25 protein-coding genes and 1 pseudogene are annotated in these 26,251 nt (G+C 65.7%); 10 read left to right on the forward strand and 16 right to left on the reverse strand.

The window, feature by feature from the left end:
- Positions 1–46 precede the first annotated feature (46 nt).
- The 3 genes from MNOD_RS10835 to MNOD_RS10845 all read right to left on the reverse strand — a co-directional run bounded on the left by MNOD_RS10835 (position 47) and on the right by MNOD_RS10845 (position 1,024).
- Entirely contained in the window at positions 47–337 is a 291-nt protein-coding gene (locus MNOD_RS10835) for a hypothetical protein (RefSeq protein WP_015928910.1), read from the reverse strand.
- A 36-nt stretch (positions 338–373) separates the two neighbouring features.
- Positions 374–631, reverse strand: coding sequence for a hypothetical protein (locus MNOD_RS10840; protein ID WP_015928911.1), 258 nt, complete (start codon positions 629–631; stop codon positions 374–376).
- Positions 632–811: 180 nt separating this feature from the next.
- Entirely contained in the window at positions 812–1,024 is a 213-nt protein-coding gene (locus MNOD_RS10845; protein ID WP_015928912.1) for a hypothetical protein, read from the reverse strand.
- A 664-nt stretch (positions 1,025–1,688) separates the two neighbouring features.
- Here MNOD_RS10845 and MNOD_RS10850 point away from each other — a divergent pair.
- Positions 1,689–2,579, forward strand: coding sequence for a LysR family transcriptional regulator (locus MNOD_RS10850; RefSeq protein ID WP_015928913.1), 891 nt, complete (start codon positions 1,689–1,691; stop codon positions 2,577–2,579).
- A gap of 15 nt (positions 2,580–2,594) precedes the next feature.
- On the opposite strand, the gene MNOD_RS10855 is transcribed toward MNOD_RS10850, so the two are convergent.
- The 10 genes from MNOD_RS10855 to MNOD_RS10900 all read right to left on the reverse strand — a co-directional run bounded on the left by MNOD_RS10855 (position 2,595) and on the right by MNOD_RS10900 (position 12,464).
- On the reverse strand, positions 2,595–3,518 hold the full coding sequence (locus MNOD_RS10855) for an SMP-30/gluconolactonase/LRE family protein (protein ID WP_015928914.1): 924 nt from the start codon (positions 3,516–3,518) through the stop codon (positions 2,595–2,597).
- A gap of 33 nt (positions 3,519–3,551) precedes the next feature.
- A complete protein-coding gene (locus MNOD_RS10860) occupies positions 3,552–4,562 on the reverse strand; it encodes an ABC transporter substrate-binding protein (RefSeq protein WP_015928915.1) in 1,011 nt (336 codons plus the stop codon).
- Between the two features lie 88 nt (positions 4,563–4,650).
- Positions 4,651–5,409: an SDR family NAD(P)-dependent oxidoreductase gene (locus tag MNOD_RS10865; RefSeq protein ID WP_015928916.1), complete on the reverse strand. Its 759-nt coding sequence runs from the start codon at positions 5,407–5,409 to the stop codon at positions 4,651–4,653.
- Between the two features lie 2 nt (positions 5,410–5,411).
- The gene (locus MNOD_RS10870; RefSeq protein ID WP_015928917.1) at positions 5,412–6,218 is read right to left on the reverse strand and encodes an ABC transporter permease; all 807 of its coding nucleotides are present in this window, start codon (positions 6,216–6,218) and stop codon (positions 5,412–5,414) included.
- Positions 6,199–7,056, reverse strand: coding sequence for an ABC transporter ATP-binding protein (locus MNOD_RS10875; RefSeq protein ID WP_015928918.1), 858 nt, complete (start codon positions 7,054–7,056; stop codon positions 6,199–6,201). Before MNOD_RS10875 ends, MNOD_RS10870 begins: the two co-directional genes overlap by 20 nt.
- On the reverse strand, positions 7,053–8,075 hold the full coding sequence (locus MNOD_RS10880; protein ID WP_015928919.1) for an ABC transporter substrate-binding protein: 1,023 nt from the start codon (positions 8,073–8,075) through the stop codon (positions 7,053–7,055). Before MNOD_RS10880 ends, MNOD_RS10875 begins: the two co-directional genes overlap by 4 nt.
- Before the next feature lie 59 nt (positions 8,076–8,134).
- Positions 8,135–9,220: a 3-isopropylmalate dehydrogenase gene (leuB, locus tag MNOD_RS10885; RefSeq protein WP_015928920.1), complete on the reverse strand. Its 1,086-nt coding sequence runs from the start codon at positions 9,218–9,220 to the stop codon at positions 8,135–8,137.
- A gap of 35 nt (positions 9,221–9,255) precedes the next feature.
- Positions 9,256–9,852 (reverse strand): 3-isopropylmalate dehydratase small subunit, encoded by a 597-nt coding sequence (gene leuD / locus MNOD_RS10890; protein ID WP_015928921.1) that lies wholly within the window; start codon positions 9,850–9,852, stop codon positions 9,256–9,258.
- A complete protein-coding gene (gene leuC, locus MNOD_RS10895) occupies positions 9,853–11,271 on the reverse strand; it encodes a 3-isopropylmalate dehydratase large subunit (protein WP_015928922.1) in 1,419 nt (472 codons plus the stop codon). It abuts the gene before it with no gap.
- 179 nt (positions 11,272–11,450) lie between these two features.
- Positions 11,451–12,464 carry an alpha/beta hydrolase gene (locus MNOD_RS10900; RefSeq protein WP_083786670.1) on the reverse strand — a complete coding sequence of 338 codons (1,014 nt, stop codon included), beginning with the start codon at positions 12,462–12,464 and terminating at the stop codon, positions 11,451–11,453.
- 260 nt (positions 12,465–12,724) lie between these two features.
- Between MNOD_RS10900 and MNOD_RS10905 the strand changes: the two genes are divergently transcribed.
- Together MNOD_RS10905 and MNOD_RS10910 are read left to right on the forward strand one after the other, a co-directional pair.
- On the forward strand, positions 12,725–13,705 hold the full coding sequence (locus MNOD_RS10905) for an aldo/keto reductase (RefSeq protein WP_015928924.1): 981 nt from the start codon (positions 12,725–12,727) through the stop codon (positions 13,703–13,705).
- Between the two features lie 287 nt (positions 13,706–13,992).
- The gene (locus tag MNOD_RS10910; RefSeq protein ID WP_015928925.1) at positions 13,993–15,153 is read left to right on the forward strand and encodes an alpha/beta hydrolase; all 1,161 of its coding nucleotides are present in this window, start codon (positions 13,993–13,995) and stop codon (positions 15,151–15,153) included.
- A gap of 554 nt (positions 15,154–15,707) precedes the next feature.
- Here MNOD_RS10910 and MNOD_RS10915 read toward each other — a convergent pair.
- Both MNOD_RS10915 and MNOD_RS42905 read right to left on the reverse strand, forming a co-directional pair.
- The gene (locus MNOD_RS10915) at positions 15,708–16,730 is read right to left on the reverse strand and encodes an IS110-like element ISMno14 family transposase (protein ID WP_015926997.1); all 1,023 of its coding nucleotides are present in this window, start codon (positions 16,728–16,730) and stop codon (positions 15,708–15,710) included.
- Between the two features lie 483 nt (positions 16,731–17,213).
- Positions 17,214–17,564, reverse strand: a complete 351-nt coding sequence (locus MNOD_RS42905; protein WP_083786368.1) for a hypothetical protein — start codon at positions 17,562–17,564, stop codon at positions 17,214–17,216.
- Between MNOD_RS42905 and MNOD_RS50570 the strand changes: the two genes are divergently transcribed.
- From MNOD_RS50570 to MNOD_RS10955, 6 genes are all read left to right on the forward strand, one after another.
- On the forward strand, positions 17,448–18,179 hold the full coding sequence (locus tag MNOD_RS50570; RefSeq protein ID WP_198157684.1) for a DEAD/DEAH box helicase family protein: 732 nt from the start codon (positions 17,448–17,450) through the stop codon (positions 18,177–18,179). The two genes, MNOD_RS42905 and MNOD_RS50570, sit on opposite strands and share 117 nt — an antisense overlap.
- Before the next feature lie 1,273 nt (positions 18,180–19,452).
- Positions 19,453–20,541, forward strand: a complete 1,089-nt coding sequence (locus MNOD_RS10930; RefSeq protein WP_015928929.1) for an AraC family transcriptional regulator — start codon at positions 19,453–19,455, stop codon at positions 20,539–20,541.
- Between the two features lie 118 nt (positions 20,542–20,659).
- The gene (locus tag MNOD_RS10935; protein WP_015928930.1) at positions 20,660–21,124 is read left to right on the forward strand and encodes a hypothetical protein; all 465 of its coding nucleotides are present in this window, start codon (positions 20,660–20,662) and stop codon (positions 21,122–21,124) included.
- A 33-nt stretch (positions 21,125–21,157) separates the two neighbouring features.
- The gene (locus MNOD_RS10940) at positions 21,158–21,694 is read left to right on the forward strand and encodes a GNAT family N-acetyltransferase (RefSeq protein ID WP_015928931.1); all 537 of its coding nucleotides are present in this window, start codon (positions 21,158–21,160) and stop codon (positions 21,692–21,694) included.
- Between the two features lie 1,019 nt (positions 21,695–22,713).
- Entirely contained in the window at positions 22,714–23,142 is a 429-nt protein-coding gene (locus MNOD_RS10950) for a potassium channel family protein (RefSeq protein ID WP_015928932.1), read from the forward strand.
- 349 nt (positions 23,143–23,491) lie between these two features.
- On the forward strand, positions 23,492–25,162 hold the full coding sequence (locus MNOD_RS10955) for a SulP family inorganic anion transporter (protein ID WP_015928933.1): 1,671 nt from the start codon (positions 23,492–23,494) through the stop codon (positions 25,160–25,162).
- Positions 25,163–25,474: 312 nt separating this feature from the next.
- On the opposite strand, the pseudogene MNOD_RS46310 reads toward MNOD_RS10955, so the two are convergent.
- A pseudogene (locus MNOD_RS46310) lies at positions 25,475–25,597 on the reverse strand (IS256 family transposase); the annotation flags it as partial.
- A 160-nt stretch (positions 25,598–25,757) separates the two neighbouring features.
- On the opposite strand from MNOD_RS46310, the gene MNOD_RS42920 reads away from it, so the two are divergent.
- Entirely contained in the window at positions 25,758–26,168 is a 411-nt protein-coding gene (locus MNOD_RS42920) for a hypothetical protein (RefSeq protein WP_015928934.1), read from the forward strand.
- The last annotated feature ends 83 nt before the right edge of the window (positions 26,169–26,251 follow it).

Here is a 26,251-nt window from a genome sequence, read left to right on the forward strand (position 1 = left end):
GGGTCCTCAGCGGTGTAGCGGTCGGCACAATCGGAAAGCACGGCTTTCAATCCTCGTCGATGTCAGCCGGCGAGCCTGGCGGCAGCGGTCCGCTGTCTTCGACATCGTTGCCGAAGATGCCGGGAGGTCCGTCAAAGCCCACCACCCCATCGGGATTGTCCGGGGTCACGTTCGGATCAACGGCCGGCGGGCGGTCCCGCCCGAGCCTTCGTTCAAGTCGCCGCTCGCGCTGGAGGTCGCGCTGGATAGGAACTTCGGTCGACCCCTGGGCCAGTGCATCAGCAACTTCACCAGCGCCGAATGTGCCGAGAAGGATGGCTGCAATCGTGGCTCTCATGGAGGCTCTCCGCTCGTGGCTCGGGTAGCAGCGCATTCAGTGCCGGGTTTCCGGCGGCATGACGAAGGAGCCGATCCCTTCCTGGGCGAGCGCGTTTCGAAAAGCCTCGTATGCTGCGTGCTCGGTCAAAAACGTTTCATCCCAGACGGTCGAGCCACCCTCGTGATCCACCACCTCCAGGGTCCAGGGATCGCCTGTGCCGAGGAAACGGAAGATCTTCACATCGACGGTGATGCCGGCCTGTGTGACGGGGCCAGAGAGCGGTGAGTACTCGATCGTACGGTCCTCGGTCATCGGGTTCCTCACTGGGCGGATGGGGCAGCAGCGCTCATTGTGGAGGGCGCCCCCTGGCGCGCTCGAAAGCCTGGATCTCAGCTATCGCGGCACGATGCACCCGCAGGACCTCCTCTCGCACCTTCCATACCGGGTAAACGCATGGCATCAGCACGCCCGACTAGGCGGGCTGGAGCCCTGCTAATCGGAAGCCCTGCGGAAGCAGATCTCGTCGTGAGGCGGATCGTTCATGATCGTGCAGCCATACCGCCGAGCGAATTCGTAGAATCGCCCGCGGGCGCCATCGTCCGGCTCACCTGGCGGGAAGAGGCTGGCGTACACGTCGTGGTGAATGCATGCTTCCTGGCCGGGCTGTAGGCCGATGAGCAGCCGCTCGAGTTCGTCCTGGGTCATGCGAAGCCTTTCGCCCGTCTGGCTACCCACCGGCGGAGCAATGTTCTGCCTTACACCTCAGGAGGAGCGCAATGCTCCAACCTGCGGCCCGAAATCGTCCACGAACCGCCGGCCGTTCGCGAGCGTCTCGACCCATTCGTCGGGCCTAAAGCCAGGGCACGGCGGGCTGGCCGGGCGACAGGCCGGCGAGCCCGCGGCTCCATTCGAGGACGGTGGGGGGAGGGGACGTCGAGGGTGGGTGAGTCGGACATGGCGGGGCGCTACCCGCGGGCGAGGCCGTGCGCGAGAGCCGCCAAGCCTCACTCTCCCCCGATCCTCACAGTAATCCCGACCGCCTCGGCCTCTCGGATACGGTCTGCCGTTCCGCGCCCGCCCGCCGCTGCAGTCATGGGCTTCTCTTTTGGGCAGAACGTGTCGCGCGGTCCGATCTCGACCCTCCGCGGACGCTGAGCCCACGGCCGCATTGCGCCACGAGCCGACCTTCGATGATGGCGCCGGGAAAGACCGCTTGTGCTCCGACAGCTGACCTTGGCAAAAGCAGGCAGGATTCGGCTCAGCGTGGCTCCGTCCTTCCGCCGAGCTATGCTGCGGGGCGCGGCTCGTCCCCTGGTCCAAGGCCTGCGCTCACACGCGGCGAACAGGAGGATGAGGAGGGTGAGCGGGCATGCGGTTCGATCTTCTCAGCCTTAAGTTGTTCGTTGCAGTCTGTGAACACAAGAACATCTCACGAGCGGCTGAGACCGAGAACATTGCTCCCTCCGCCATTAGCAAGCGTATCTCCCTGCTCGAAGACACGCTGCGTGTTCCGCTGTTTGCGCGGAGCAACAAGGGGCTGGAACTCACACCGGCAGCACACGCGCTCCTCCAACACGCGCGCATCATTCTGCGCGACCTCGGCCAGATGGAGAGCGAGCTGCTGGACCATTCCACCGGTCACCGGGGGCAGATCCGTTTGCACGCGAGCCTCTCGACCGTGGTGCAGTACCTGCCGAACGACATCCGGGACTTCCTGAACCTGTATCCCGCGATCCAGATCCAGCTGGAGGAGGGCCTGAGCCAGCAGGTCATCCGGGCCGTGTCCGAGAACGCTGCCGATATCGGGATCTTCGGCGGGAGCAGCGTCGTCCCTGGATTGCACGTCGTTCCCTATCGCACCGACCGCCTCGTCGTGATCATGCCGGACGACCATCCATTGCGGGACCGGCCGAAGCTCACTTTCGCGGAAGTCGCTGAGCACGATCTGGTCGGCCCGCAGATGGGCAGCTATCTCAACGCGCTCGTGCTCCGCGCCGCAGCGGACCTCAGCCAGCCCCTGAAGCTGCGCATCCGCGTTAACGGGTTCGAGCCTGCTCGGAGCATGGTGGAGGCAAAGCTCGGCATCGCGCTCGTGCCCGAGCAGCACGCCGCGCGCTACGTCACCATGGCGCCGCTCGTCGCCGTGCCCTTGGACGAGGAATGGGCGCTGCGCCACTGGCATATCGGGGTGCGCGAGGGCGACGCCCTGCCGGCACCCGTGCAGCTTCTCCTGCGGCACCTAAGCTCGCGCCGTGGATGAAGGGGCGATACGCCCTCACCGCGAGAAGGGCAGGGGCAGCCCGGACTCGGGCCATGCCACCGCCACGAGCTGCCCGGTCCCCGAGAGCGTGACGTAGGCCGTCCGCAGGTTGGGACCACCAAAGCAGATGTTGGTCACCATCGGGTCCGGGAACGGCACCTGTTGCAGGATCGTCCCCGCGGGCGAGATGACGGTGATACACCCGCTGATGAGCGTTCCGATACAGAGGTTGCCGTGCGCGTCGAGCGCCATGCTGTCGAGGCGCTGGTAGCCCGGCAGGGCGCAGAGCAGCCGCCCACCATTCGGCGATGGGAAGGGGTGCTTGCGGGCCTGCCCAGGCGCGTCGAGATCGAACGCCCAGACCCGTCCGGTCTCGGTTTCCGAGACATAGACCACGGACTCGTCCGGCGAGAGCCCGACCCCGTTGGCCGTCACTAGCGGGTAGGCAATCTCGACGATGTAGGAGCCGTCTGCGCGGGCGTAGTAGAGGCCGGCGTGGTCGCGGTCCCTCTCGCGGTTCTTGCCGAAATCCGTGAAGTAGAAGCCGCCGTGCCGGTCGAAGACGAGGTCGTTCGGCCCGCACAGCCGGTGGGCGCCGCACCGGTCGTAGAGCGTGCGCAGATCCCCCGTTGCGGGATCAAAGCGCTCGATGCGGCCGCCTGCGTAGTCGGGATGCACCCCGGGGCGCGTCCGGTTGAAGCCCGTGATCTGCTGGAAGAGGAAGCCGCCGTTGTTGCAGACGTAGAGCGCGCCGTCCGGGCCGGCCGCGAGCCCGTTCGGCCCGCCGCCCGTCCACGCAGCGATCGCGACCGTTCCGTCCGGAGCGATGCGCGTGATGGTCTCCCGCTGGATCTCCACGAGAAAGAGCGAGCCATCGCTGCAGGCGACGGGCCCCTCGGGAAACTGCAGGTCGCTCGCGATGACCTGGAAGTCCGTCATCCTGCCTCTCCGCGCGTGTGGGGACGGTCGGGCCTATTTCGGGGCCCGCTCGACAAAGGTGTTGTCGTAGGTGGCACCGAGGTCGACCTTTGCGGCACCGAGGACGGGGTCGAAGGCGGTCAGGACATCGAGGACGGTCTTCGCCGCTTCGGAGGTCATCCGGCCGTCGCGGGAGAGGCAGCGGACGTGCCGGAAGGCCTCGGCGAAGACGGCCTTGTCCGCTGTCACATAATCGGGCGGCACGCTCTGCGCGACGTCCTCCGCGGTGGCGGTCGCGAGCCAACGTTCGGCCTTGACGATGGCGTTGGCCACCGCCTGCACTGTTCGCGGGTTCGCCTCCGCGAAGCGCTTCGTCGTGTACATCGCGGCCTCGGTGTAGTCGCCGCCGAAGGCCGCGCGGTTGCCCCCTTGCGTCCGCATCTCGACGAGCGGATGGAGGTCGCCGGACGCCATGAGGATCGTTGCGACCGGGTCGTTCACCATCAGCGCGTCGACGAGGCCGGCGCGGGCCGCCGCCACGGCGCCGCTCGACGAGCCGATCCCGATGATCGAGACGTCGCTGGGCTTCAGGCCGGCCCGCGTCAGGAGGTAGTTCACGCCCATGTGGAAACTCGATCCGGGCGAGCTGACGCCGATCCGCTTGCCCACGAGGTCGGCGACAGACCGGATCGCGCCCGCGCTCTTGCGGGTCACGCCGAAGACCCAGTCCGGACAATCGGCCTGGATAGCGAAGGCGACGAGCTTCTGCCCCTTGGCGCCCATGGTGATCGTGTTGGAGTAGGCCCCCGCCACCACGTCCGCGCTTCCGCCCAGGAGGGCCTCGAGTGCCTTGGCCCCGCCCTGGAACACGGCGATCCGGACGGCGAGCCCCTCCTCCCGGAAAGAGCCCCGCTGGCTCGCAACCATGAAGGGCAGGTAGGGAAAGCCCAGGCCCGCGGCGGCGAGGTGGATCTCCGGCTTCTCCGGCGCGGCTTGCGCGTGCGCGGCGTGCGGCGCCGCCGCGGCCAGGAGGGCGGTCAGCGTGATCGTCGGGAGGCGGGCCATGGCTGATCCTCGGTCGCCGGATGTCTGATCGTTCGCCGGGGGCGTGACTCGTCCCGCATCCCCGCAGCGCGCGGCACGCCCGCTGCGGTCAATAGGTCGCCCGGCCTCCAGAGAGGTCGAACACCGCGCTGGTCGCGAAGGAGTTCTCCTCGCTCGCCAGCCACGCGACCATCGCGGCCGCCTCGTCGAGTTCGAGGAATCGGCCGCGCGGGATCTTGCCCAGCATGTAGGCGATGTGGTCGGGCGACTGCTCCATCGCTCCCGGCGTGCGGGCGACCGCGGGCGTCACGCAGTTCACCGCGATGTCGTGAGCGGCGAGCTCCTTGCCGAGGGACTTCGTCATCGCGATCACGGCGGCCTTGGCGGAGCTGTAGGCGGCCGCGTTCGGGTTGCCTTCCTTGCCGGCGATCGAGGCGATGGTCACGATGCGCCCGTAGTTCCGGGCGATCATGGCCGGGACGACGGCGCGGCAGCAGTGGAAGGTGCCGTTCACGTCGACGTCGATGACGTCGCGCCACGCCTGCTCCGGGTAGTCGGCGAGCGGAGCGTTCGGCCCCACGATGGCGGCATTGTTGACGAGGATGTCGATTCTCCCCTCCGCAGCCAGGACGCCCGCGACGGCGGTCTCGACCTCCCGGAGCGCAGCGATGTTCACCCTCTCCCCGCGCACCCGGGCCCCTGCGCCGAGTTCGGCCGTCGCCGCGTCAAGCTGCTGCGGGTTGACGTCCCAGACCACGACCTGCGCGCCCGACGTCAGGAAGCGCCGGACGATCGCGAAGCCGATCCCCTGCGCCCCGCCGGTGACCACCGCGACGCGCCCTTCGAGGTTGATGCTATTGCGCTGCATGATCAGGCACTCGCCGCGACGGTTTGGCCGGCAGTCGGGCGCCAGCGCAGGAGGTGGTTCTCTAGGAAGGAGACCGCGATATCGAGGAGGAGGGCGAAGACGGTCAGCAGGAGAATACCGGCGATCACCGCGTTGATGTCGAAGACGCCTTCGGCGAGGAGGATGAGGTATCCGACGCCCCGCTCCGAGCCGAGGTACTCGCCGACCACGCTGCCCACAAAGGCGATCCCGACCGCGTTGTGAAGGCTCGAGAACACCCAGCTCGTCGCCGAGGGCAGGTAGACGTGGCGCAAGAGCTGCCGCGGCCCGGCCCCGAGCATGCGCGTGTTGGCCAGGACCACGGGGCTCACCTCCCGCACGCCCTGGAACACGTTGAAGAACACGACGAAGAAGACGAGGGTGACGCCAAGCGCCACCTTCGACCAGATGCCGAGCCCGAACCAGAGCGCGAAGATCGGCGCGAAGATCAGGCGGGGCATCGAGTTGAACGCCTTGATGAAGGGGTCGAAGACCTCGGCGAGGAAGGGGTTCAGGGCCAACCAGAGGCCGATCCCGAGCCCGAGCGCCGTCCCGATCCCGAAGGCGAGGAGCGTCTCGATCAGGGTGACGGAGAGGTGGGTGAACACCGTTCCCGACGCGAACCAGGTGGCGAGCTGCCTCGCCACCCCGACGGGGTCGCCGAAGAAGAAGACCGGGATCAGGTCGAGGGCGGTGAGGAGCCACCACAGGAACACCCCACCGAGCAGCAGCGCGAGGCGGACGGCCTGGACGAGGGCGCGGTTGCGCGGATCAAGGACGGTTGCGCGCATAGCTCTTCAGCACCTCTCCTTTGAGGACGTCCCAGATCGCTGCATGCAGTTCGAGAAAGCGCTGGGTCATGCGGATCTCCGCGACCTCGCGCGGCCGCTCGAGATCGATCTCGAACTCGGCGATCGGCCGCGTCGCGGGTCCGGCGGAGAGCACGACGACGCGGTCCGACAGCGAGATCGCCTCTTCGAGGTCGTGCGTCACAAAGATCACGGACTTGCGGTCCGCCGACCAGATCTGCAGCAGCTCGTTCTCCATCAGCTGGCGCGTCTGGATGTCGAGCGCGCTGAAGGGCTCGTCCATCAGCAGGATACGCGGGTTCAGGGCGAGGGCCTGCGCGAGGCCGGCCCGCTTGCGCATGCCGCCCGACATCTGGTGCGGATACTTCCGTCCGTGGCCGTCGAGGCCTACCCGGACCAGCCAGTCGCGGGCCGTCGCCAGCGCCTCGGCCTTGGGCGTCCCACGGAAGAGCAGCCCGGCCGCGACGTTGTCCTCGGCGGTCTTCCACGGCATCAGCGCGTCGACCTGGAACAGGTAGGAGGCGTCGCGGTTGAGACCGCCGCCGAGATCCTGCCCGAACACCCGCAATGTGCCGGAGGAGGGGGCGATCAGCCCGGCCGCGACGTTGAGGAGGGTCGACTTCCCGCATCCGGTCGGCCCGACCACGGACACGAACTCGCCCTCGCGGATCACGAGGTTGACATCCTGCACGGCGGTGTAGGTGGAGCCTCCCCCACCTTGGCCTGCGAAGGTGCAGGTGACACCGGCGAAGGAGACGGCCTCGCGCGCCTCGGCGGCGCGCGCGGGCTGTGCCGCGACGCGGCGGGCCACGGCGCTCATGGCCGCTTCTCCGCGGCACGCTGGACGAAGCTGTTGTCGTAGGTAGCCTCGAGGTTGATCGCCGCCTTGGCGACGCTAGGCTCAAAGGCGGCGAGTACCTCCTTGACCGTCCGCGCGCCCTCCGCCGAGAGCTGGCCGGTCTGCGAAATGCAGCGGCGGCTGTTCTGAAACGCCTTCGCGTAGAGGGTCTTGTCGTCGACCATGTACTCCGGCGGAACGGAGGCCGCGACCTCCTCCGGCGTGGCCCTTGCGATCCACTGCTCGGCGCGGACGATCGCGTTCGTGATTGCCTGGATGGTCCGTGGATTCTTGTCGATGAACGCCTTGGTCGAGTAGAGGCTCGATTCCGGATAGTCGGCGCCGAAGACCTGTTTGTTGCCCTCCTCGGTCCGCATCTCGGCGAGCGGCCGGATCTCGCCCGCATCCATCAGGAGCGTCGCGACCGGGTCGTTGACGATCAGGGCGTCGAGCTGCCCGGCTTTGATCGCTGCGACCGCGCCGGCCGCTTGGCCGACTCCGATGAACGAGACGTCCTCCGGCTTCAGCCCCGCCTTGTGGAGGATGTAGGTCACCGCCATGTGGGTGCTCGACCCCGGCGCGGAGACGCCAATCCGCTTGCCCTTCAGGTCGGCGATCGAGCTGACCTTGCCGAAGTTCTTCTTGGCGAGCCCGAAGATCCAGGCCGGGCAGTTCACCTGCGCCGCGAAGGTCACGAGCTTCTGCCCCTTCGCAGCCATCGTCAGGGTGTTGGAATAGGCGCCCGCGACCGCGTCGCTCGAACCGCCGAGCAGCGCCTCAAGGGCCTTCGAGCCGCCCGAGAAGGCTGCGATCGTGACGGTGATGCCCTCATCCTCGAAGAAGCGGCGCTGCTTGGCGACGAGGAGCGGCAAGTAAGTCATTCCCGTCGACGCCGCCCCGATATGCACCTCCGTCTTCTCGGGCTTCTCCTCGGCCTGGGAGACCGGCGCCCCGGCGATCGCGAGCGCGGTCGACAGGATCGCTAAGGTGATTGTCCTCACTCTGCTTCCTCCGGGCTGTTTTTCTCGTTGTGGCGGTGATGGCCGGACCCTGCGCGATGCTAGTGCGATGACGCGCTCCGCAGTGCATCCAGGACGGCATCGCCCATCTCGCGCGTGCCCACCAGCCGGCAGCCCGGCTGCTGAATGTCGGCCGTGCGGTAACCCTGGGCCAGGACCGCGCGGGCGGCCGCCTCGACCTGCGCCGCCCTGTCCTCGAGCCCGAAGCTGTGCCGCAGCATCATGGCGACGGAGAGGATGGCGGCGAGCGGGTTGGCGATGTCCTTGCCGGCGATGTCGGGCGCCGTGCCGTGCACGGGCTCGTACAGGCCGCGGTGGTCGTGTCCCAGGGAGGCCGAGGGCAGCATGCCGATCGAGCCGGTGAGCATCGCGGCAGCGTCCGACAGGATGTCGCCGAACATGTTGCCGGTCACGATCACGTCGAACTGCGTGGGCTTGCGCACGAGTTCCATGGACGCCGCGTCGATGAACAGGTGCGAGAGCTCGACGTCCGGGTAGTCGCGCCCGACGCGCGTCACCACCTCGCGCCAGAGCTGCATGACCTCGAGAACGTTTGCCTTGTCGACCGAGCACAGCTTCTTCCGGCGGCCGCGCGCGCAGCGGAAGGCGGCGTGCGCGATGCGCTCGATCTCCGATTCGGTGTAGCGGATCGTGTTGATGCCGACCCGCTCGTTCGACGGCGTCGTCGTGATGCCGCGCGGCTCGCCGAAATACGCGTCTCCGTTCAGCTCCCGCAGGATGATGAGGTCGAGTCCCTCAATGACCTCGGGGCGCAGGCTCGAAGCGCCGATCAGCTCCGGGTACAGGACCGCCGGACGGTAGTTCGCGAACAGGACGAGCGCCTCGCGCAGGTCGAGGAGGCCGGTACCCGGGCGCTCGGCCCGGGGCAGGCGCGCCTCGTCAAGGCCGCGTACCGACCCGCCGACCGAACCGAGCAGGATCGCGTCGGCGCGCTTGGCCAGGGCCAGCGTCTCGTCCGGGAGCGGCTTGCCGCGGGCCTCAATGCCCGCAAGGCCGATCGGCGCCCATTCCAGTTCGGCGTTGGGCAGCATGTGGCGCAGCACCTTGACGGCCTGCGCCGTCACCTCCGGGCCGATGCCATCGCCGCCCATGACCGCTATCGTCATTCCCGTCCTCCCGTGTCGTCTCAGGCGCGAGCCGCTCAGCGCCCGCTCTCGTAACGCGCCTCGAAGGCGTCGATCTCGTCCGAATGGGCCAACGTATAGCCGAGCTCGTCGAGGCCGCTCAGCAGGCACCGCTTGGCGAAGGCATTGACCTCGAAGCTGTGGATCGCGCCCCCGGAAAGCCGGACCGTCTGCTCGGGCAAGTCGACCGCGATCATCGCGCCCGGGTTGCGGGCGAGCGCCTCCAGCTCCGCCGACACGACCTGCTGGGGCAGCACGATCGGCAGGAGGCCGTTCTTCAGGCTGTTGGCGAAGAAGATGTCGCCGAAGCTCGGCGCGATCACGACACGGAATCCGTAATCGTAGAGCGCCCAGACGGCGTGCTCGCGGGACGAGCCGCAGGCGAAGTTGCGGTCGGCCACGAGGACTCGAGCTGCGCGGTAGGGAGCCCGGTTCAGGACGAAGTCCTCCACCTCCGATCCGTCGTCGCGGAAGCGAAGCTGCCGGAACAGGAACGGCCCGAAATTCTCCGACCGCAGCTTCTGCAGGTACTGCGCCGGCAGGATCTGGTCGGTGTCGCAGTTGACGATCGCGACGGGAAGCGCCGGCGATTCCAGTCTGTCGAGCCGCTCCATTCAGGCCTCCATCAGCCGGCGCACATCGGTGAGGTGCCCCGTTACCGCCGCGGCTGCCGCCATGGCGGGGCTCATCAGGTGCGTGCGCGCGCCAGGCCCTTGGCGGCCGACGAAGTTGCGGTTGGAGGTCGAGGCGCAGCGCTGTCCCGGCGCGACCGTGTCGCCGTTGGTGGCGAGGCACATGGAGCAGCCGGCGTAGCGCCACTCGAAGCCCGCCGCCTTGAAGATGCGGTCCAGCCCCTCGGCCTCAGCCTGGGCCTTGGCCTGTGAGGAGCCGGGCACGACCCAGGCTTCGACGCGCCGGTCCACTTTGCGCCCCTGGACGACCGCGGCCGCGGAGCGCAGATCCTCGATCCGCCCGTTCGTGCAGGACCCGATGAAGACGCGGTCGACCGGAACCTCTTCCAGCGGCGTGCCCGGGGTCAGCCCCATATAGGCGAGCGACCTCGCCATTCCCTCCCGCCGCGCGGGATCAGCGACATCCTCCGGATCGGGCACCCGGCCCGTCACGCCGACAGCGTCCTCGGGGGTCGTGCCCCAGGTCACCATCGGCACGATGTCGCTCCCGTCGAGGGTCACCTCGCGGTCGAAGGTCGCGTCATCCGAGCGCAGGAGTCGCCACGCGGCGATTGAGCGGTCCCATTCGGCGCCCTGCGGGGCATAAGGCCGCCCGTGGATGTAGTCGAAAGTCGTGTCGTCGGGCGCGATCATCCCGGCCCGGCCCCCAGCCTCGATCGACATGTTGCAGACGGTCAGGCGTCCCTCCATGGACATCGCCTCGATGACCGGCCCGGCATACTCGACCGTGTGTCCCGTAGCGCCGGCGACGCCGATCTCTGCGATCACCGCCAGGATGACGTCCTTGGGTGTGACGCCCCGACCGAGCCAGCCGTCGATGCGGATCCGCATGCGCCGCGGCCGGCGCTGCCACAGCGTCTGGGTCGCGAGCACGTGACCGACCTCGGTCGCACCGATGCCAAAGGCGAGCGCCCCGAGCGCCCCATGCGTGGCCGTGTGGCTGTCGGCGCACACGATCGTCATGCCCGGCAGGCTCAGCCCCTGCTCGGGCCCGACGACGTGGACGATCCCCTGGCGTGAGTCGTCGATGCCGAACAGGGTGATTCCGGATTCCGACGCGTCCCGGGTCAGCGCCTCGATCATCGTCCGGCGCTCGGGATGGTTCACGGCAGTCAGGTCGCGGCCGTGGGTCGGAACGTAGTGGTCGGCCGTGCCGAAGATCCGCGACGGCGCGCGGGGCTTGAGGCCCCTCTCCCGCAGCATCGCGAAAGCCGTCGCGGTGACGTCGTGGATGTAGTGCCGGTCGATGAAGAGCAGGTCCTGCCCGTCCTCGCGCGTCGTCACGCGGTGACGGTCCCAGATCTTCTCCACGAGGGTCTTCGGCCCCGGGCTCGCCTCCATCCTGTCCCCTCCCGCCGCGTCCGGCCCGGGCCGTCCCGCCCGGTACCGCGCCGTCGCACGATCGTTGAAGTTGAATCTGCCTTACCCCGCGGTGGCGCCCCGCCATAATGGTCATTCGGGAAGCCGCCATCGCGGTTCGCGAAGGCTGCGAGACGCTTGCGGCCCCGCAGCGGATCGGGCTATTGCGTGAGCCCCTTCCTCTTCATCCAATCTTCGATCAGTCCTGCGATCTGATCGGAATTGGTATCCATCATGATCATGTGATCATTGCCGGTGATGCCGACCTTCGGCAGCTCGATCACCTCGACATCGCCGCCGCGCGCCTTCAGGTCGGCCGCGAACTTGAGCGAGAAGGGCTGCTGGCGCACCCAGACAGGCTCGCGCTCGATGTTGTCGCCCCAGATGATGAGCATCGGGATCGCGGTCAGCCGGTCGAGGTCGGGCCCCGGCGCGGGCGCCCCCGCCGGCTCGATGGCGATCAGAGCCTTGACCTTGTCCGGGGCATTCAGGGCCGCGTGGAACCCGAAATTGCCGGCCTGCGAATGCACCATCACGACGGCGGGACCGACCTTCTGGATCAGCGCGTCGTAGGCGCGCTGCGTGATCCCGTCGTTGCTCGTCCAGCGCGGGACGAATTGCTTAGCGAACCGGTCGAACGCCTGGACCGGAAATTTCCCTCCCGGCATGGCGGCGCGCTCGGATGGGTCGGTCGCATAGATCGGGCCGATCCGGAACTGCTCCCACGCCTCCTTTTTGGTGCGGAAGAACGGTGCCGTCTTATAGATCTCGGGGTAGCGCGCCCACGAGGCACGGCCCCGCTCGACCGCGTCGGACACGTAGATCGGATGGCCGGCCCGGAAGAAGTACTGCATGAAGCCGGGCTGGCCGTCGGGCTTGGTGTCCCACGTGACGCCCGTGAGGCCGCCCCCGTGCCACATCAGCAACGGATACATGGCGCGCTGCGGCTCGGGGATCAGGTACTGGACGTACATCTGCTCCACCTCGAAGTCGCCGTTCGGATCGACCCGCGTGGGCGCGGCTCCCTGGGTGAAGACGCTCTCGGTGACCGGGTAGCCGCTCAGGCTGACCTGACGCCCTCCGACGTGGAAGCTCCCGAATTCCTTGAGCACCTGCGCCTGCGCGGGTACGCCGAAGAGGACGGCGGACACCGTCGCGCACAAGATGGGCGTCATGCGCCTCATCGAACCCTCCCTGACTGGGCCGGCTTGCCGCCGGCTCTCCAGGGCCGCATCGGGGCCCTCGGGCACAGGTTAGCGCTTCGGCCGCGCGGTCCCGCAATGGTCATTCGGCAATGTGCCGTGGCGATTCACGAGGGTGGGGAAGACTTCCCAGCCCCCGGCACGAGACCTACTATCGGCATGCGCGCCACACTCCCGCGATCCGACCTCCATCCGGGCGGCGCCGCAGCCCAATCTCTCGAGGAAACCTGCCGATGGACTACGTGAAGTTCGGCTCGACCGGCCTGAAGGTGTCGCGCCTCTGCCTCGGCTGCATGAGCTTCGGCGATCCCGGACGTGGGACCCACAGCTGGACGCTCAATGAGGAGCGAAGCCGGCCGCTGATCCGCCAAGGGTTCGAAGCCGGTATCAACTTCCTCGACACGGCAAACGTCTACTCGGCGGGCACGTCCGAGGAGATCCTCGGCCGGGCGATCCGCGACTTCGCCCAGCGCGACGAGATCGTGCTTGCCACCAAGGTCTTCAACCGCATGCGGCCCGGTCCAAACGGCAGCGGGCTGTCGCGCAAGGCGATCATGATGGAGATTGACGCCAGCCTGAAACGGCTCGGCACGGACTACGTGGACCTCTACCAGATCCACCGCTGGGATCACGGCACGCCCATCGAGGAGACGATGGAGGCGCTCCACGACGTCGTGAAGGCCGGCAAGGCCCGCTACATCGGCGCATCCTCAATGTTTGCGTGGCAGTTCGCCAAGGCCAATTACACGGCGCGGCTGCATGGCTGGACCGAGTTCGTCAGCATGCAGAACCACCTGAACCTGCTCTACCGCGAGGAGGAGCGCGAGATGCTGCCATTCTGCGCCGATCAGGGCATCGCGGTAATTCCCTGGAGCCCCCTCGCGCGCGGGCGTCTGACGCGCGCCTGGGATGAGACCAGCGAGCGCCAGAGGACGGACGTGTTCGGCGGCACCCTCTATCGGCAGGCGGAGGACGCGGACCGTCGGATCGTCGAAGAGGTTGCAGCCATCGCGGCGAAGCGCGGCGTGCCGAAGGCACAGGTTGCCCTGGCGTGGGTTGCACAGAAGGCCGGTGTGACCGCACCGATCGTCGGCATCTCAAAGCCGAACCATCTCACGGACGCCGTCGCTGCCCTCTCGCTGAATCTGTCGGCGGAGGAGATCGCCGCATTGGAGGCGCCTTACGTCCCGCACAGGGTCGAAGGGTTCGTATAGGGATGATCCTCGTGAAGCCGTTCGTCGCAGCTCCGCGCTGGTCGTCTGTCCTGAGGGCCTCACGGTGAGACGACGGACGATCCTGAGCGGGCGCAGTGCATCGGCTCGCTGAGCCGGCCAGCGCGCACCGCCAGTTTGGGCGGCTCGCCGCGCCGCCACAACGAAAACGCGCGAAGCTTGACTCCGGTCCGGTGGATCGCTCTCCACCCCATGCTGGACGCACGCGCTCGTCTTTGCCACCGATGCTAGGTTTCAGCAGGCGCATCAGACGCCAATGGGAGGAAATCATGATTCGGGCTGTCACAGCCTGCGCGCTCGCGCTGGCGTGCCTTTTCCCCGCTGAGGCGGCTGATCGGGACAGCAACCCGCCCGCCGCATTCAAGCCAGCCCAGCGGGAGGGATACTTCTTCGTGGGTGGTCACTACGAGACGATCCAGGGGAAGGAGATCGCCGTCGGCCACATGTTCGTTCAGTATCATGCACCATCTCAGGTGACTCAGCCCTATCCCGTGGTGATGGTGCATGGCACCGCTCAGACCGGGATCAACTTCCTGGGCACGCCTGACGGACGGCCGGGTTGGGTTGATCGCTTCGTCGAGCGCGGCTTCGCCGTCTATGTCGTCGACCAGGTTGGGCGCGGCCGGTCCGGTGACAACCCCGAAGTCTATGGACCATACGCACGGCTCACCACCGGTGACCTTGAGAGCATTTTCACCGGCCAGGAGAACTTCAATCTTTTTCCGCAGGCCAAGCTGCACACGCAGTGGCCTGGCGGTTCGGGCGTGAAGGGCAATGCCGCGTTCGACCAGTTCTATCTCTCCCAAGTGCCCTTCATCGCGAGCGCGCTGAAGAGTGAGGAGCTCGTCGACCCGGCGCTCATTGCCCTCCTGGAGAAAATCGGACCGTCGGTCCTGCTGACCCACTCACAGGCAGGCGTCTTTGGCTGGGCCGTATCGGATCAGCGGCCGGATCTCGTGAAGGCGCACGTCGCCGTCGAGCCGAACGGACCGACGTTCTTCGACATCCGCTTCAAGGGCGGGGAGGACTGGTATGAGAAGATCGGAGATGCTCGGGCGCGGCCCTACGGCATCACCCGTGTGCCGCTGCATTTCGATCCGCCGGTCACCTCACCCTCCGATCTGACGATCGCGCAGGCTGAGAAGCCGTTGCGGCCAGGTCAGATTCGCTGCTGGCTCCAGGCCGAACCAGCTCGCCGATTGCCGAACTTGGCGAAAGTCCCTGCCGTCATTGTCACCGGTGAAGCGTCGTTCCGGGCAACGATGGACGATTGTACGGGCGCCTTCCTGGAGCAGGCAGGGGCGCGGCCGGATCGGCTCGCTCTGGCGGAGCACGGCATCCGGGGCAACGGTCATATGATGATGCTGGAGGCCAACAATGGTGAGGTTGCCGATGCGATCATCAACTGGGTTCATACAAAATTGCACTAAGCAGCCGATTGCGGCTTAACGTTACATATTAATTTCTAAGCGCCGATTACCTGATAGGAATTTTATATAAATTACGCAGTGAGGCGGTCGATATTCGAATCGCCTCCTGAATTCAATTCATGTTGTTTGGGCGCGAACGTCGGACTGGCATCTTGATGGATCTGAAGGTGGGGCCGGTTCGGGTCTGAAATGTACCTAGAACCGGACATTTGCCACGCGCGACGCGAAAGTCTGGAAAGGGTCAGCCCCGGTCATTGCAGGCGAAAGGCGTAGAGAGCTGCTGTCCACCGAGGCTGTCGTCTAATCGCCTCGCATAAAGCAAGTCCTTTTTGGATTGTCGGGCCGTCGTTTGCCGGGAGCACGGTCGTCTTCGCGGTCGGCATGAGCCGCCGCATGATGGGGCTTCGCAGGATGAACCTTCCGATGTGTGAAGCGCACTCGATGGACCGGTCTGGATCTCACGGTGCAACAGCCTAGGCGGAATGGTTCGCCCACGTCCCGGCAGGGACGCCTCGACGCGCCTTCGGGACGCGACAAGCTGGGGTGTTCTGGGATCAGGCCATGGCAGCCTTCGCACGGTAGGAGTGGCCGGACTTCAGCATGGCGTGCATGACGACGGCCAGCTTGCGCGCGACCGCCACGGCGGCGCGCTTGAAGCCGAGCCGCTCGCGCAGCTTCAGTCCCCAGGCTCGCAGGTCGCTGTCCACCTGGCTACGCGTCAGGAGAACGGTCGCCGCCTCGTAGAGAAGCCCTCGCATATGGGCGTCTCCTCTCCGGGAGATATGCCCGTCATAGTCGACCTCGCCCGACTGATAGCGCCGCGTCGTCAACCCGAACCAGGCGGCGACGGAGCGGGACGATCGGAAGTTGGCGGGATCCTCGATCGCGGTCACGAAGGCGGTCGCGGTGATCGCCCCGATCCCGGGAATCGCCATCAGCCGCTGGCAGGCTTGGCTCTGCCGTGCACCGGCCAGAAGCTGGCGTCCGAGCTCCGCTGCTCGACGGCGAACCGCGTTCCAGGCCTCAAGCAGCGGAAGGATGACGCGAGCCAGACCGTGATCGCCCGACAGGAGACGTCGAACCTCCGCCTCGAACGATCCGCCCTTTGCGCCCGGCACGATCAAGCCGAACGTCTTCATCAGGCCGCGGATCTGATTGGATAGCTCGGTCGTCACCTGCACGAGCTTGCTGCGCGCGGCGACAAGCGTTCGCACGAGCAGGCTGTCGTATCCCTTCACCCGCACTTCGCGGAAGAAGCCGACCTCGGCCAGATGGGCCAGCCCGTCGGCATCGTTGGCGTCGGTTTTGTTGGCGGCCATGTCGAGCGCGGCCTTGGCATGGCGCGCGTCGATGCAGATCGCTGGCAAGCCTTCGGCGCGCAGCGCGTGGTAGAACCAAACTGACAAAGGACCCGTCTCAAATACGATCCGTTGGGCTTCGGGCGCATGCTTGCGCAGCACCCTGGCAATGACGGCAGGATCGGAAGCGCACCTGCCGCGCCAAACACGCTTGCCGTCCCGCCGCACGCTGAGCGCCGTCTCTTTCAGGGACACGTCGAGACCGATATACTCACCCATGGTTGTTCTCCGCTCGATGCATGGGCCCGGCGTCCAGTCGTGAGCCCGCAACTTCATCCTGCCGGGGAACAACCACCGCTTCCATTGTAGGCCGCGTCACTCCGGCCCGAGGGGGAACGCTCCCGCGATTACCCCATGTGTGAAAACGACCGACGCCCGCGCGCCTGTAGAAGAATTTTCTATCCACGGAGCGATAGCATGGGCCAAGAGCATATGACCATCTACGCTCTGGCCATCTCGGGGAAAATCCTACTGCGCTATCCAGGCGAGATGCCGTTTTCACACAGCCTCCACCCATCGCCGCCCTTCCATAGCCAAGCTGGTTGAGTTTCGAGCCTGACGCGCCCCGCACCAGAGAGCCAGCAAGGCCGTCCGGCCCGGCCGCAGCGGGCTGTTTCGTTGCCGGGGACGTTGTGCCCTCCTGCATCTGATCCGAGGTCGTTCTGAGCCCGGCTGCCCTTCCGCAGCTGGGCTTTTCTCGTTTCAGGGCTCCTCATCCGGCCACGGCACGTCCCGCCCGACCACCTTGTAGTGGGCTGGCAGCGGGCCAGATTCGGTCGGGCGCCAGCCGGTCTTGGCGTGGATCCGTGCATAATGCGCCAGCATGTCCCGGCGGACCTCCGGCCGGCGCGCTCCGCAGCGGGAGCAGCGCAGGCGGAAGGCGAAGCGATCCGAGGGCAGATCATCCGGGAATCGATCCGTCGCGATGACAGCGCGGTGCCGGCAGCCGGTGCGCCGGCAGTAGACCTCGACCGTGGTGATGCCCTCGGCGCGCAACTCGGCCGTGGTGGAGGGCGGACCGCTCTCGTCGCCTCGGTCGCGGCCGCGGCGCATCGGCTACCCGCCCGCGACCAGGTCCGCGAAGTCCTCCGGCACCTCGCCGAAGCGCCCGAGGATCACGACGCTCTCCAACTCGCCGGTCTCGTTGTCGGCCCGGATCTAGATTGCCGCTGCGCCCGGCTTGCCGCCCAGCACGTCGCGGAGGCGCACCGCATCGGCGTCGACGCGCGACTCTCGCGCTTCGGCACGGTTCCGGAGCGGGCCTGCATCGCCGTCACGAATTATGAGCGCCTGGAGCGCTTCGACCCGGCCGACTATGCCGGCGTGATCCTTGACGAGAGCAGCATCCTCAAGAGCTTTACGGGCGCCACCAAGCGCAAGCTGGTGGAGGCGTTCGCAGCCACGCCCTATCGGCTCTGCTGTACGGCGACGCCGGCTCCGAACGACCACACCGAGCTCGGCCAGCACAGCGAATTCCTCGGCGTGATGCGCCCGCCGGAGATGCTGTCCCGCTGGTTCATCGCCGAGCAGTCGAATGCCGGCCGCTACCGCCTGAAGAAGCCCGCCATGCGTCCGTTCTGGGATTGGGTTGCCTCATGGGCCCGCTGCGTCTCCCGGCGCGGGAGGTGGGCAAGTGAACCCGTTCCACTGGTTCCGGCCGCAGCTTGATGAGCCACAGGTCGAGCCTTCATGGGGGGCTCGCCTGCGGCTGGCTCGGGCCGAGCAGCAGCATCGGCGGTTGAGCTGCGATCTCATCCGGGTTGCTCTGGACGAGGTCGATCGCACGGCCGCCGAGATGGGCACTCCGGTCGTGTTGAATGCAGCATGGCTGCAGCAGGCGGTCGCCGAGTTGAGGCGCCGCTATCTGAGGCGCACGGCCGGCAGCCCAGGGGGGGCTTGACCGTAATCAAGCCTAGGCCTCTGGCGCCCGCCTGATCCCCCGATGCTCTGAGCCTGCCCGGCCCGCTGAGGCGGGCTTTTCTATTGCGTGGAACGTGTCATGTGGTCCGATCGCGACCGAGGTCGTGTGAAAACGGCGCTTCGCCTGGATAGCATAGTAAAATCTTCCGCAATATGGCGGGCGTGTAGAAGTGTATGTGATCTTGCCTTTCGTCATCGTTCTATGTGGAGGAGATCGTTCTACAAGCTCCCGGGTAGCAGCCGTTTTCACACAGCCTTGCCCCTCTGCGAATGCCGGCCCTCTGCCGCGTCAGATCCGTCGCGCTTGGCTCGGCATCCGAAACCCTTCACACAAGCCGACGTTCAGCTGACACGAATTCAACGGCGGGTGTGCGCCCGAAAGCGGACTTCGCAGACTAAAAAGTGTAGTTCGGCGCTACGGTGGCCCCTACAGGCGCCGGTAACGGTTAGACTATCCCCTGGAGCGAGATCATGCCGCCGAGGGGAGGCGAGCATTCCAGATCTAACGCAGCGTCGCACGCTTGTCGCCTGTATGGACGCATACGGACACGCTTTCGCTTCAGTGGAATCGCGGCATAGCAAACACCACGGCTGAGTCGCCCACCTTCGAAATCTGGAACACGACCTGCGAGATGGGCAGCATCCTGCGCGCCGACCGAGCGCGAGGTGGCCACAAAGGCAGAGACCCTGATTCGCAGGGTTCAGCTGGGCACGCATGCCTAACGGCCCGGGGACGTCACCGCGTTCTGACAGGCCCGTTCGCATCCCTGGCGATGCCACGGCGCGGTGCTGACGGGCGGTCCTCGTGGTGGCCGCGGTCGGTTCGGTCGGGCCGATCAGAGGTCAAGAATTCACTCCAATTCTATCGTCTGACATACTTCATATGGGTATATTTTTATCAACAACATTTGATATTATACAGCAAACATTGTGCCATATGCCGTCAATGACCGCGATTGCAAATACGGCGAATTCATGATCTAAGCCGTGCCATTGATCCAGCAGCACTGGAGGCAGATCCGTGCCCTCCGATGATTTGTCAGGACAAGACCTTCCGCTGTACTCGGCAGCGTGTCAGGAAATTTCTTGCAAAACCGAGCGCTCGGTCCCCATCGATTTCGTCCACATCCATGCGGTTCAAGCGATCTGCGAGATCTTGATCGAATTAGACGTTGATCCAGAGAGCATCTTTGAACAGGCTGGCGTCAGCACGCAGATCTTCAGTGTCACCGACGCCATCTCCTTCGCGTCCCTGGGTCGGCTGACGGCTCTGGCTGCCAACCACTCCCAGTGCGCTCACTTCGGACTCCTCGTCGGCCAGCGGACGACTCTCGCCTCGCTCGGCCTCCTCGGGTCGCTGATGCGACACTCGGAGACAGTCGGCGACGCCCTGCGGGCCTTGGAGATGCACCACGATCTCCTGAACCGCGGCGCAGTGGTCGAGTTGTCGACCGACGGCACCGTGGCGATTGTGAGCTATGCCCCCTACGAGCCCGAGGCGGAGGGAATTGCGCTCCATTGCGAGCGAGCCCTCGCGGCTTTGACCATCGTCCTGCGGGCGCTGTGCGGCGCGAACTGGTCACCCGACGAAGTCCTGCTGCCGCGCCTGGAGCCGCCGGACACGACACCCTACTCCAGCTTCTTCCGAGCGCCCGTCCGGTTCGGGCAGGAGATCGCCGCTCTGGTGTTCCCGACACGGCTCCTGAGGCGGTCCATCAAAGGCGCGAACCCCGTTGCCCGGAAGACCCTGGAGCGGCACATCCAGCAGCTTGAGGCCGTCATTCCGACCGACGTGACCGATGAGATCCGGCGGCGCTTGCGCACCACCGCGATCCGGAAGCAGATCAATGGGAAACAGTTCGCGCAGACGATGGCGATCTGTCGGCGCACGCTGAGCCGCCGCCTGAAGGCCAAGGGTACGACCTTCAAACTGATCGCCAACGAAACGCGGCTCGGCATCGCCAAGCAGTTGTTGGGCGACACCGACATGAGCTTGGCGCAGATATCAGCCGCCCTGGAGTTCTCGGAGCCCGCCGCGTTCACGCATGCGTTTCGGAGGTGGACCGGCACGACCCCGAGTGCGTGGCGGAAGGAGTGCCGGCTGCAATGAAGATCACGTAGCTCGCGTCGGCCGGGGTTCCTGATCGGACGCTGTCATTCCCGCCCACCACTCGGGTCTCAGCGTCCGGGTTAGAGATCAGCCGCCGGGGCCTGCCTTAGGACAGGCAATGACGCAGATCTTGTCCTTGGAGAAGGTAGCAATGAGGATTGCAAGTTTCGTGGGTGTCCGTGGGCTCGGGCTGGGCCTTGCAGCGTGGGTCGGGATGTCGGCCACACTGGCGGCGGAGGCTGGTCTTTCGGGCTACCAAGGAGCCTGGGTGCTGGAGGGGCGCGACTGTGCGGAGGTTTATTCATCCGGAGGGAAAGGAACTTCGTTCAAGAAGCCGCTCGACATTTTCGCTCCTGCCTTCATTGTCTCTGGCAATCGCCTGAGGACTCCGATGGCATCGTGCCGTATCAAATCGGTTCGACCGACCGGGGACCGTCAGATCCTCGCCCTCGACTGTGCGAACACCGTGGCGGCCAATGAGGTAACGGTTCTCATGGCAATCGCGCCGAATGGAGTTCTGAGGCGCTACTACAATGATCAGGACCCGACGGGAACCACCTATCAGCGCTGCTCGGGCAAATGATGGCCGGCGATAGTCCTGGGGAGTGCAGCTGCGATGAATGACCTGTCGCATTACTCAGCGGTCGAGCGCCTGCGCGACGGACAGCCAGTGGAGATCCGTGCACTCCACCCGGAAGACCGGGAGGGTATGCTGGCCGCCGTCGACCACACCAGTGAGCGCTCCCTCTACCGCCGCTTCTTCGGTGCGAAGCGCCATTTCACTGACAAGGAGATCGATTTCTTCCTCAACGTTGATTTTGTCGACCACGTAGCCCTCGTCGCGGTCGCGAACGAGGGCGAGGGGCGCGTGATCGTCGGCGGCGGTCGCTACGTCGTCACGCGACCGGGGCAGGCCGAAGTGGCGTTTGCGGTGGTTGACCAATACCAAGGCCAGGGAATTGGCGCAGCGCTTATGCGGCACCTTGTCGGCATCGCACGAGCGGCGGGACTCAGGGAACTGACGGCGGAAGTTCTTCCGGACAATGCCGCCATGCTGAAGCTATTCGAGAGGTGCGGGTTGTGCTTGGTCAAGAGGCGAGAAGCGCAGGTGGTGCATGTCACGCTGCATATGTCCGCGGGTACGTCGTCATGATCAATGCCGCCGCGCCGTCGTCCTGATCCGTTCACCGAAGGTGCGGGACTCAGAGATCCGCACCAATTCAACGGCTGCGGCGATGGCCACCTGTCTGCGCCTGCACGGGGCTTTTACGGTGGGCCTTGTCACGTTGTCGGAAACGGCTGCAAAAAGACCCATTCTGCTTAGGTTCAGGCGGTGACGCCTGCAGCTTAGCACCATGTCTCAACGCCTCGGCTCTGAAAATCCGCTTCATCCGAGCGGAGACCACGTGACGGGGAGCCGTGAAAGTTTAGTCAGTGATCGCATGCATCGACAAAAACCGCAGGGCTGAGCTGGGCGGCCTGAAGCACTGCCTCTTTCCCTCTCGTCATCGCACCGGCACATGCAAATTCTCGGCTCAGTTGTTCGCTCGCTTGTGCTGCAGGTGAGGTGTCTTGCTCAGGTTCATTTCACGAAGCGCAGCGCCATGGTCTGGTCACTTGTCAGTGATCCACGTGCCCGGCGTCATGCCGTCCTCCTTCAGCAGCTTGCGAATCAGCTTCAGGGCCGCCCGCCCGTTGCGTTTGGGCTGGCGGTCGGTGATCTGCACGACGCCTCATTCAGGTGCCATCACCCACGCGGTCTCGGGAGAGATGCGCGCAGCCGGTGTGCGATCGCAGGCACGAAGGTGACCACCCAGGGCCGGATACTCTTATTGGCGACAGTGATGCAGCGCTCGGAGAAGTTCCTCAACGTAGCGGTCGCTGAGGGTGAAACGCAGGCGCATTCACGCGGCGCGCTGGATGATGTCGGATCGCAAGCGGTAGCTGGCGCATGAGGGCACACCCATCCCGGCCGGCGACACCGCTCAATTAGCGTGGGCACGCTATCACTCCTGCTAACGTGACAAGCCCCTGAGCCGCACTCTGCTGGCATGGCATGGGTTCTCCCCGCACCAGGCAACTGCCGTAGCGCCTCACACGGAAGCGCCATAAGCCAGGCACCAAGGTCATTGGTATGAGTGCTCAAGCATGATCGCTCGGAGGAGTCCGAAAATGTTGGTTCAACTGACGGTCGGCGCAATCGGAAGCATCTGCAACATAATCGCTCACTCTGTTATGATGACCGCTTTAATAAAATTGGCCCGTGCGCATACCAATTTGACCAAGTACAGCGCCCTGGCGCTGTCTCGGGTCATGGCACCCGCTGTGTGCGTCTTGATGGCAGCACACATATTCGAGGTGGTGATCTGGGCACTTATCTACAAAGTAGTTGGAGTAGCCTCGGCCGAATCCGATCTTATGTACTTCGCCTTCGTAAATTACACTACGCTTGGCTACGGCGACATCACGCCGGTTGAGCGGTGGCGCCTCCTCGGTCCTGTCGCTGCCATGAATGGCATCCTGCTTTTCGGGTGGTCTACCGCGGTCATCTTCGAAATCCTGCGGCGCACCCTGATCCACATGGACGAACTCACGCATTAAGGTCGTCGAAGGGCACGTGGCGAACTGTTCCGCTCAGCTTTCAGCTATCCCTTGGTACTGTCTCAGTCCGGAGGGGACGGGCAAATTCGGATGTCGGTGTCCCGCGTAGAAGGCGTGAAAATCGTGTTGGGAGCAGCTCTGCTGCACAACCTTGCTACAACCGTCGGCGACAGTTCTCATGCCCCTGAGGCTATGACGGGTTCTCGATGACGTAAGCCGATCTGGTAGACCTCGTCCGCCCCGAACTCAAGCCGGTGGGCGGAAGGACAGGACCGTCGCCAATCAGGTATCCTGATCGGCGCGGAACGCCGCCATAGGGAGAACTCGCTCCCAATGCGGAGGAGTCCAAATGGCAGGTCTCGGATCGACGACGCAGGCCTCTCGGAAAGGTGCGCCGGCAGAGCTTCGCTTCGATGTCGTGGCAGGGTTCACGGCCGCGGCAGTCGTCCTGCCCAAGGCAATGGCCTATGCCACTGTGGCCGGACTGCCGGTGGCGGTCGGCCTTTACACGGCCTTTGTTCCCGCAATCATCTATGGCCTGCTGGGCTCGTCCCGCGTCCTAAGCGTGAGTTCGACGACGACACTGGCGATCCTGACGGGCGCTGAACTCGGCAGCATGGTGCCGGATGGCGATCCCGCGAAGCTCCTCGTCGCGGCGACAACGCTGACGGCTCTCGTCGGTGCGCTGCTCCTCGCAGCGCGGCTTTTGAAGCTCGGTTTTGTCGCCAATTTCATCTCGGTGCCGGTCCTGACGGGGTTCAAGGCCGGGATCGGTCTCGTGATCCTGCTGGACCAGGCTCCCAAGCTTCTCGGGCTCCACATCGCCAAGCAGTCGTTCTTCGCCGATGTGGTGAGTCTCGTCCGACACGTCTCCGAAACCTCCCTGCCGACCCTGGCCGTCGCGGGGGGCACGCTGGCCGTGCTCGTTGGCATGGAGCGCCTCAAGCCCCACTCGCCGGCACCGCTTGTCACGGTCGCGGGCGCGATCGCGGCCTCGTGGCTCTTCGACCTGAATGCCCGGGGGGTCTCGATCGTTGGAATCATCCCGCAGGGCCTTCCCTCCCTGACCCTGCCCGATCCCGCGCTCGTCCAGGCGCTCCTGCCGGGTGCCATGGGCATCGCGCTCATGAGCTTCACGGAGAGCATCGCCGCAGCACGAGCCTTCGTGGCCTCAGGCGATCCGCCCATCGATGCCAATCGCGAACTCGTCGCCACGGGAGCGGCCAATCTGGGGGGAGCCTTCCTCAGCGCCATGCCGGCCGGCGGCGGGACGTCGCAGACCGGCGTTGTCCGGGCCGCCGGAGGCCGCACCCAGACGGCCTCGCTCGTCACGGCGGCGGCCGCCCTCGCCACGATGCTGGTCCTGGCGCCGATCCTGGGCCTCCTGCCGCATGCGACCCTGGCGGCAGTCGTCATCGTATACTCCGTCAGCCTCATCCAGCCGGTAGAGTTTCGAGCCATCCTCAAGGTGCGGCAGATGGAGTTCCGGTGGGCGATCGTAGCGGCTATCGGGGTGCTCGTCTTCGGCACGCTCCAGGGCATCGTCGTTGCCATCGTCGTCTCGCTGATCGGGCTTGCCCTTCAGACCGCTCACCCCACGGTCTCCGTCATTGGCCGCAAGCGCGGGGCAGACGTCCTGCGCCCTCTCTCGCCCGAGCACCCGGACGATGAGACGTTCGACGACCTTCTGATCATACGCCCCGAGGGACGTCTGTATTTCGCCAATGCTCAGAACGTGGCCGACCAGATCAGGACACTAATTGCCGAGCACAAGCCTCGCGTGGTTGTCCTCGATCTCAGCCGCGTTCCAGATATCGAGTATTCAGCCCTGCAGATGCTTCAGGAGGGCTCGCGGCGGGCCAGTGTGGCCTTTTGGCTGGCAGGTCTGAATCCTGGCGTCCTCGAAATGGTGAGGCGCGCTGGGCTGGATAAGGAACTCGGCCCGGACCGCTTGCTGTTCAATGCTCGAACGGCCATTGAGCGCTACAAGGAACTTCTGGAGAGGTCAGCTCTTGGTTAGGATCGTCGCCGCAGGATAAACATCGCACCAAGTGAGTTGAGGATTGCTGCGAAAGTGGGATAGCGATGGCCTTAGGCATGCACGGCTGCTTATGGCAGCTGATGCCGCAAACGACTTGTAGATCGTTCGCCCTGTCCGTCAGAAACAATCGGCCATTCCCGTCGGTGGCTAGGCAGGCGCTGCGTTGCGATAGGGCTTGCGGGCGCCGACTGTTCCACGAGGTGAACGGCGTAACTCTGGATGCATGATCGTGCCCCAAGGCGTGGTGTATCTGAAGTGGAGCCACCACGATGACGGCTCGGGCCGGAATGGTCAGGCTGCCAGGGTGGGCAGGCTGACGAGAGGATCATCGTTGATCGGGGCGATGCTTTCCAGGGTGAAGTACCGGCAGCGCTGCACCGCTCATTCGTCGTTCTGCTCCAGCAGGAGCGCGCCCTCAGGTGTCCTCTTGGATCAAGCGACACCAGTGACACAAACTACCATCAGAAAAATGCTGTGTTGCGTCCTCGGCCGCGAAAGCCTCGGCTCCGGCCGAAACGGCTATGCTGAGCACGGTCCATCTGAACAGGATTCCCTCTAGCCAGGAGACTGGCCCATGAAGCGCCTGATTCTTGCAGCGGCAGCCATAGCCGCACTGATCTCAACCAGCGTGGTGGCAGAAGCACGCGGCTTCCGCGGCGGTGGCGGCTTCCGCGGCGGCGGCTTCCATGGGGCCGGCTTGCGTGGCGGTGGGCTCCGCGCTGGCGGGTTCCATGGCGTCCGAGTGGGCGGCTACCGTGGTGGATACGGCAGGTACGGCCGCTACGGGTACGGCTATGGCCGCTATGGCCGGTATGGCTATGGCCGGTACGGGTACGGCTATGGGTACCGTCCCTATGGCTACGGACTGGGCGCGGCTGCGGTTGGCGCGGCTACGGTTGGCGCGGCTGCAGCTGGCGCGGCCTACGGTGGCTGCGGGCCTTATGCCTATTACGACTCGTATGCCGGCGTCTGCCGCCCCTACTGACCGGCGTTCCGGCAGGCATGCGCCTAGGCTCGTCGGCCACATCCGACGAACAGGTTCGAGGCGCGGACGGTGCACCGCCTGGA

Origin of the sequence: Methylobacterium nodulans ORS 2060 (genome assembly GCF_000022085.1) — a bacterium.
Classification (GTDB): Bacteria; Pseudomonadota; Alphaproteobacteria; order Rhizobiales; family Beijerinckiaceae; genus Methylobacterium; species Methylobacterium nodulans.

Coding starts and splice junctions, on each gene's coding strand:
- leuC (WP_015928922.1), bottom strand. CDS start 11,271: ATGGAGGCGAGCCCGGGGCCGAAGACCCTCGTGGAGAAGATCTGGGAC.
- MNOD_RS42905 (WP_083786368.1), bottom strand. CDS start 17,564: ATGCGCCGCGGCCGCGACCGAGGCGACGAGAGCGGTCCGCCCTCCACC.
- MNOD_RS10955 (WP_015928933.1), top strand. CDS start 23,492: ATGGCAGGTCTCGGATCGACGACGCAGGCCTCTCGGAAAGGTGCGCCG.
- leuD (WP_015928921.1), bottom strand. CDS start 9,852: ATGGAGCGGCTCGACAGACTGGAATCGCCGGCGCTTCCCGTCGCGATC.
- MNOD_RS10840 (WP_015928911.1), bottom strand. CDS start 631: ATGACCGAGGACCGTACGATCGAGTACTCACCGCTCTCTGGCCCCGTC.
- MNOD_RS10940 (WP_015928931.1), top strand. CDS start 21,158: ATGAATGACCTGTCGCATTACTCAGCGGTCGAGCGCCTGCGCGACGGA.
- MNOD_RS10950 (WP_015928932.1), top strand. CDS start 22,714: ATGTTGGTTCAACTGACGGTCGGCGCAATCGGAAGCATCTGCAACATA.
- leuB (WP_015928920.1), bottom strand. CDS start 9,220: ATGACGATAGCGGTCATGGGCGGCGATGGCATCGGCCCGGAGGTGACG.
- MNOD_RS10845 (WP_015928912.1), bottom strand. CDS start 1,024: ATGACCCAGGACGAACTCGAGCGGCTGCTCATCGGCCTACAGCCCGGC.
- MNOD_RS42920 (WP_015928934.1), top strand. CDS start 25,758: ATGAAGCGCCTGATTCTTGCAGCGGCAGCCATAGCCGCACTGATCTCA.
- MNOD_RS10870 (WP_015928917.1), bottom strand. CDS start 6,218: ATGCGCGCAACCGTCCTTGATCCGCGCAACCGCGCCCTCGTCCAGGCC.
- MNOD_RS10905 (WP_015928924.1), top strand. CDS start 12,725: ATGGACTACGTGAAGTTCGGCTCGACCGGCCTGAAGGTGTCGCGCCTC.
- MNOD_RS10860 (WP_015928915.1), bottom strand. CDS start 4,562: ATGGCCCGCCTCCCGACGATCACGCTGACCGCCCTCCTGGCCGCGGCG.
- MNOD_RS10855 (WP_015928914.1), bottom strand. CDS start 3,518: ATGACGGACTTCCAGGTCATCGCGAGCGACCTGCAGTTTCCCGAGGGG.
- MNOD_RS10935 (WP_015928930.1), top strand. CDS start 20,660: ATGACGCAGATCTTGTCCTTGGAGAAGGTAGCAATGAGGATTGCAAGT.
- MNOD_RS10875 (WP_015928918.1), bottom strand. CDS start 7,056: ATGAGCGCCGTGGCCCGCCGCGTCGCGGCACAGCCCGCGCGCGCCGCC.
- MNOD_RS10910 (WP_015928925.1), top strand. CDS start 13,993: ATGATTCGGGCTGTCACAGCCTGCGCGCTCGCGCTGGCGTGCCTTTTC.
- MNOD_RS10850 (WP_015928913.1), top strand. CDS start 1,689: ATGCGGTTCGATCTTCTCAGCCTTAAGTTGTTCGTTGCAGTCTGTGAA.
- MNOD_RS10915 (WP_015926997.1), bottom strand. CDS start 16,730: ATGGGTGAGTATATCGGTCTCGACGTGTCCCTGAAAGAGACGGCGCTC.
- MNOD_RS10865 (WP_015928916.1), bottom strand. CDS start 5,409: ATGCAGCGCAATAGCATCAACCTCGAAGGGCGCGTCGCGGTGGTCACC.
- MNOD_RS10835 (WP_015928910.1), bottom strand. CDS start 337: ATGAGAGCCACGATTGCAGCCATCCTTCTCGGCACATTCGGCGCTGGT.
- MNOD_RS10900 (WP_083786670.1), bottom strand. CDS start 12,464: ATGACGCCCATCTTGTGCGCGACGGTGTCCGCCGTCCTCTTCGGCGTA.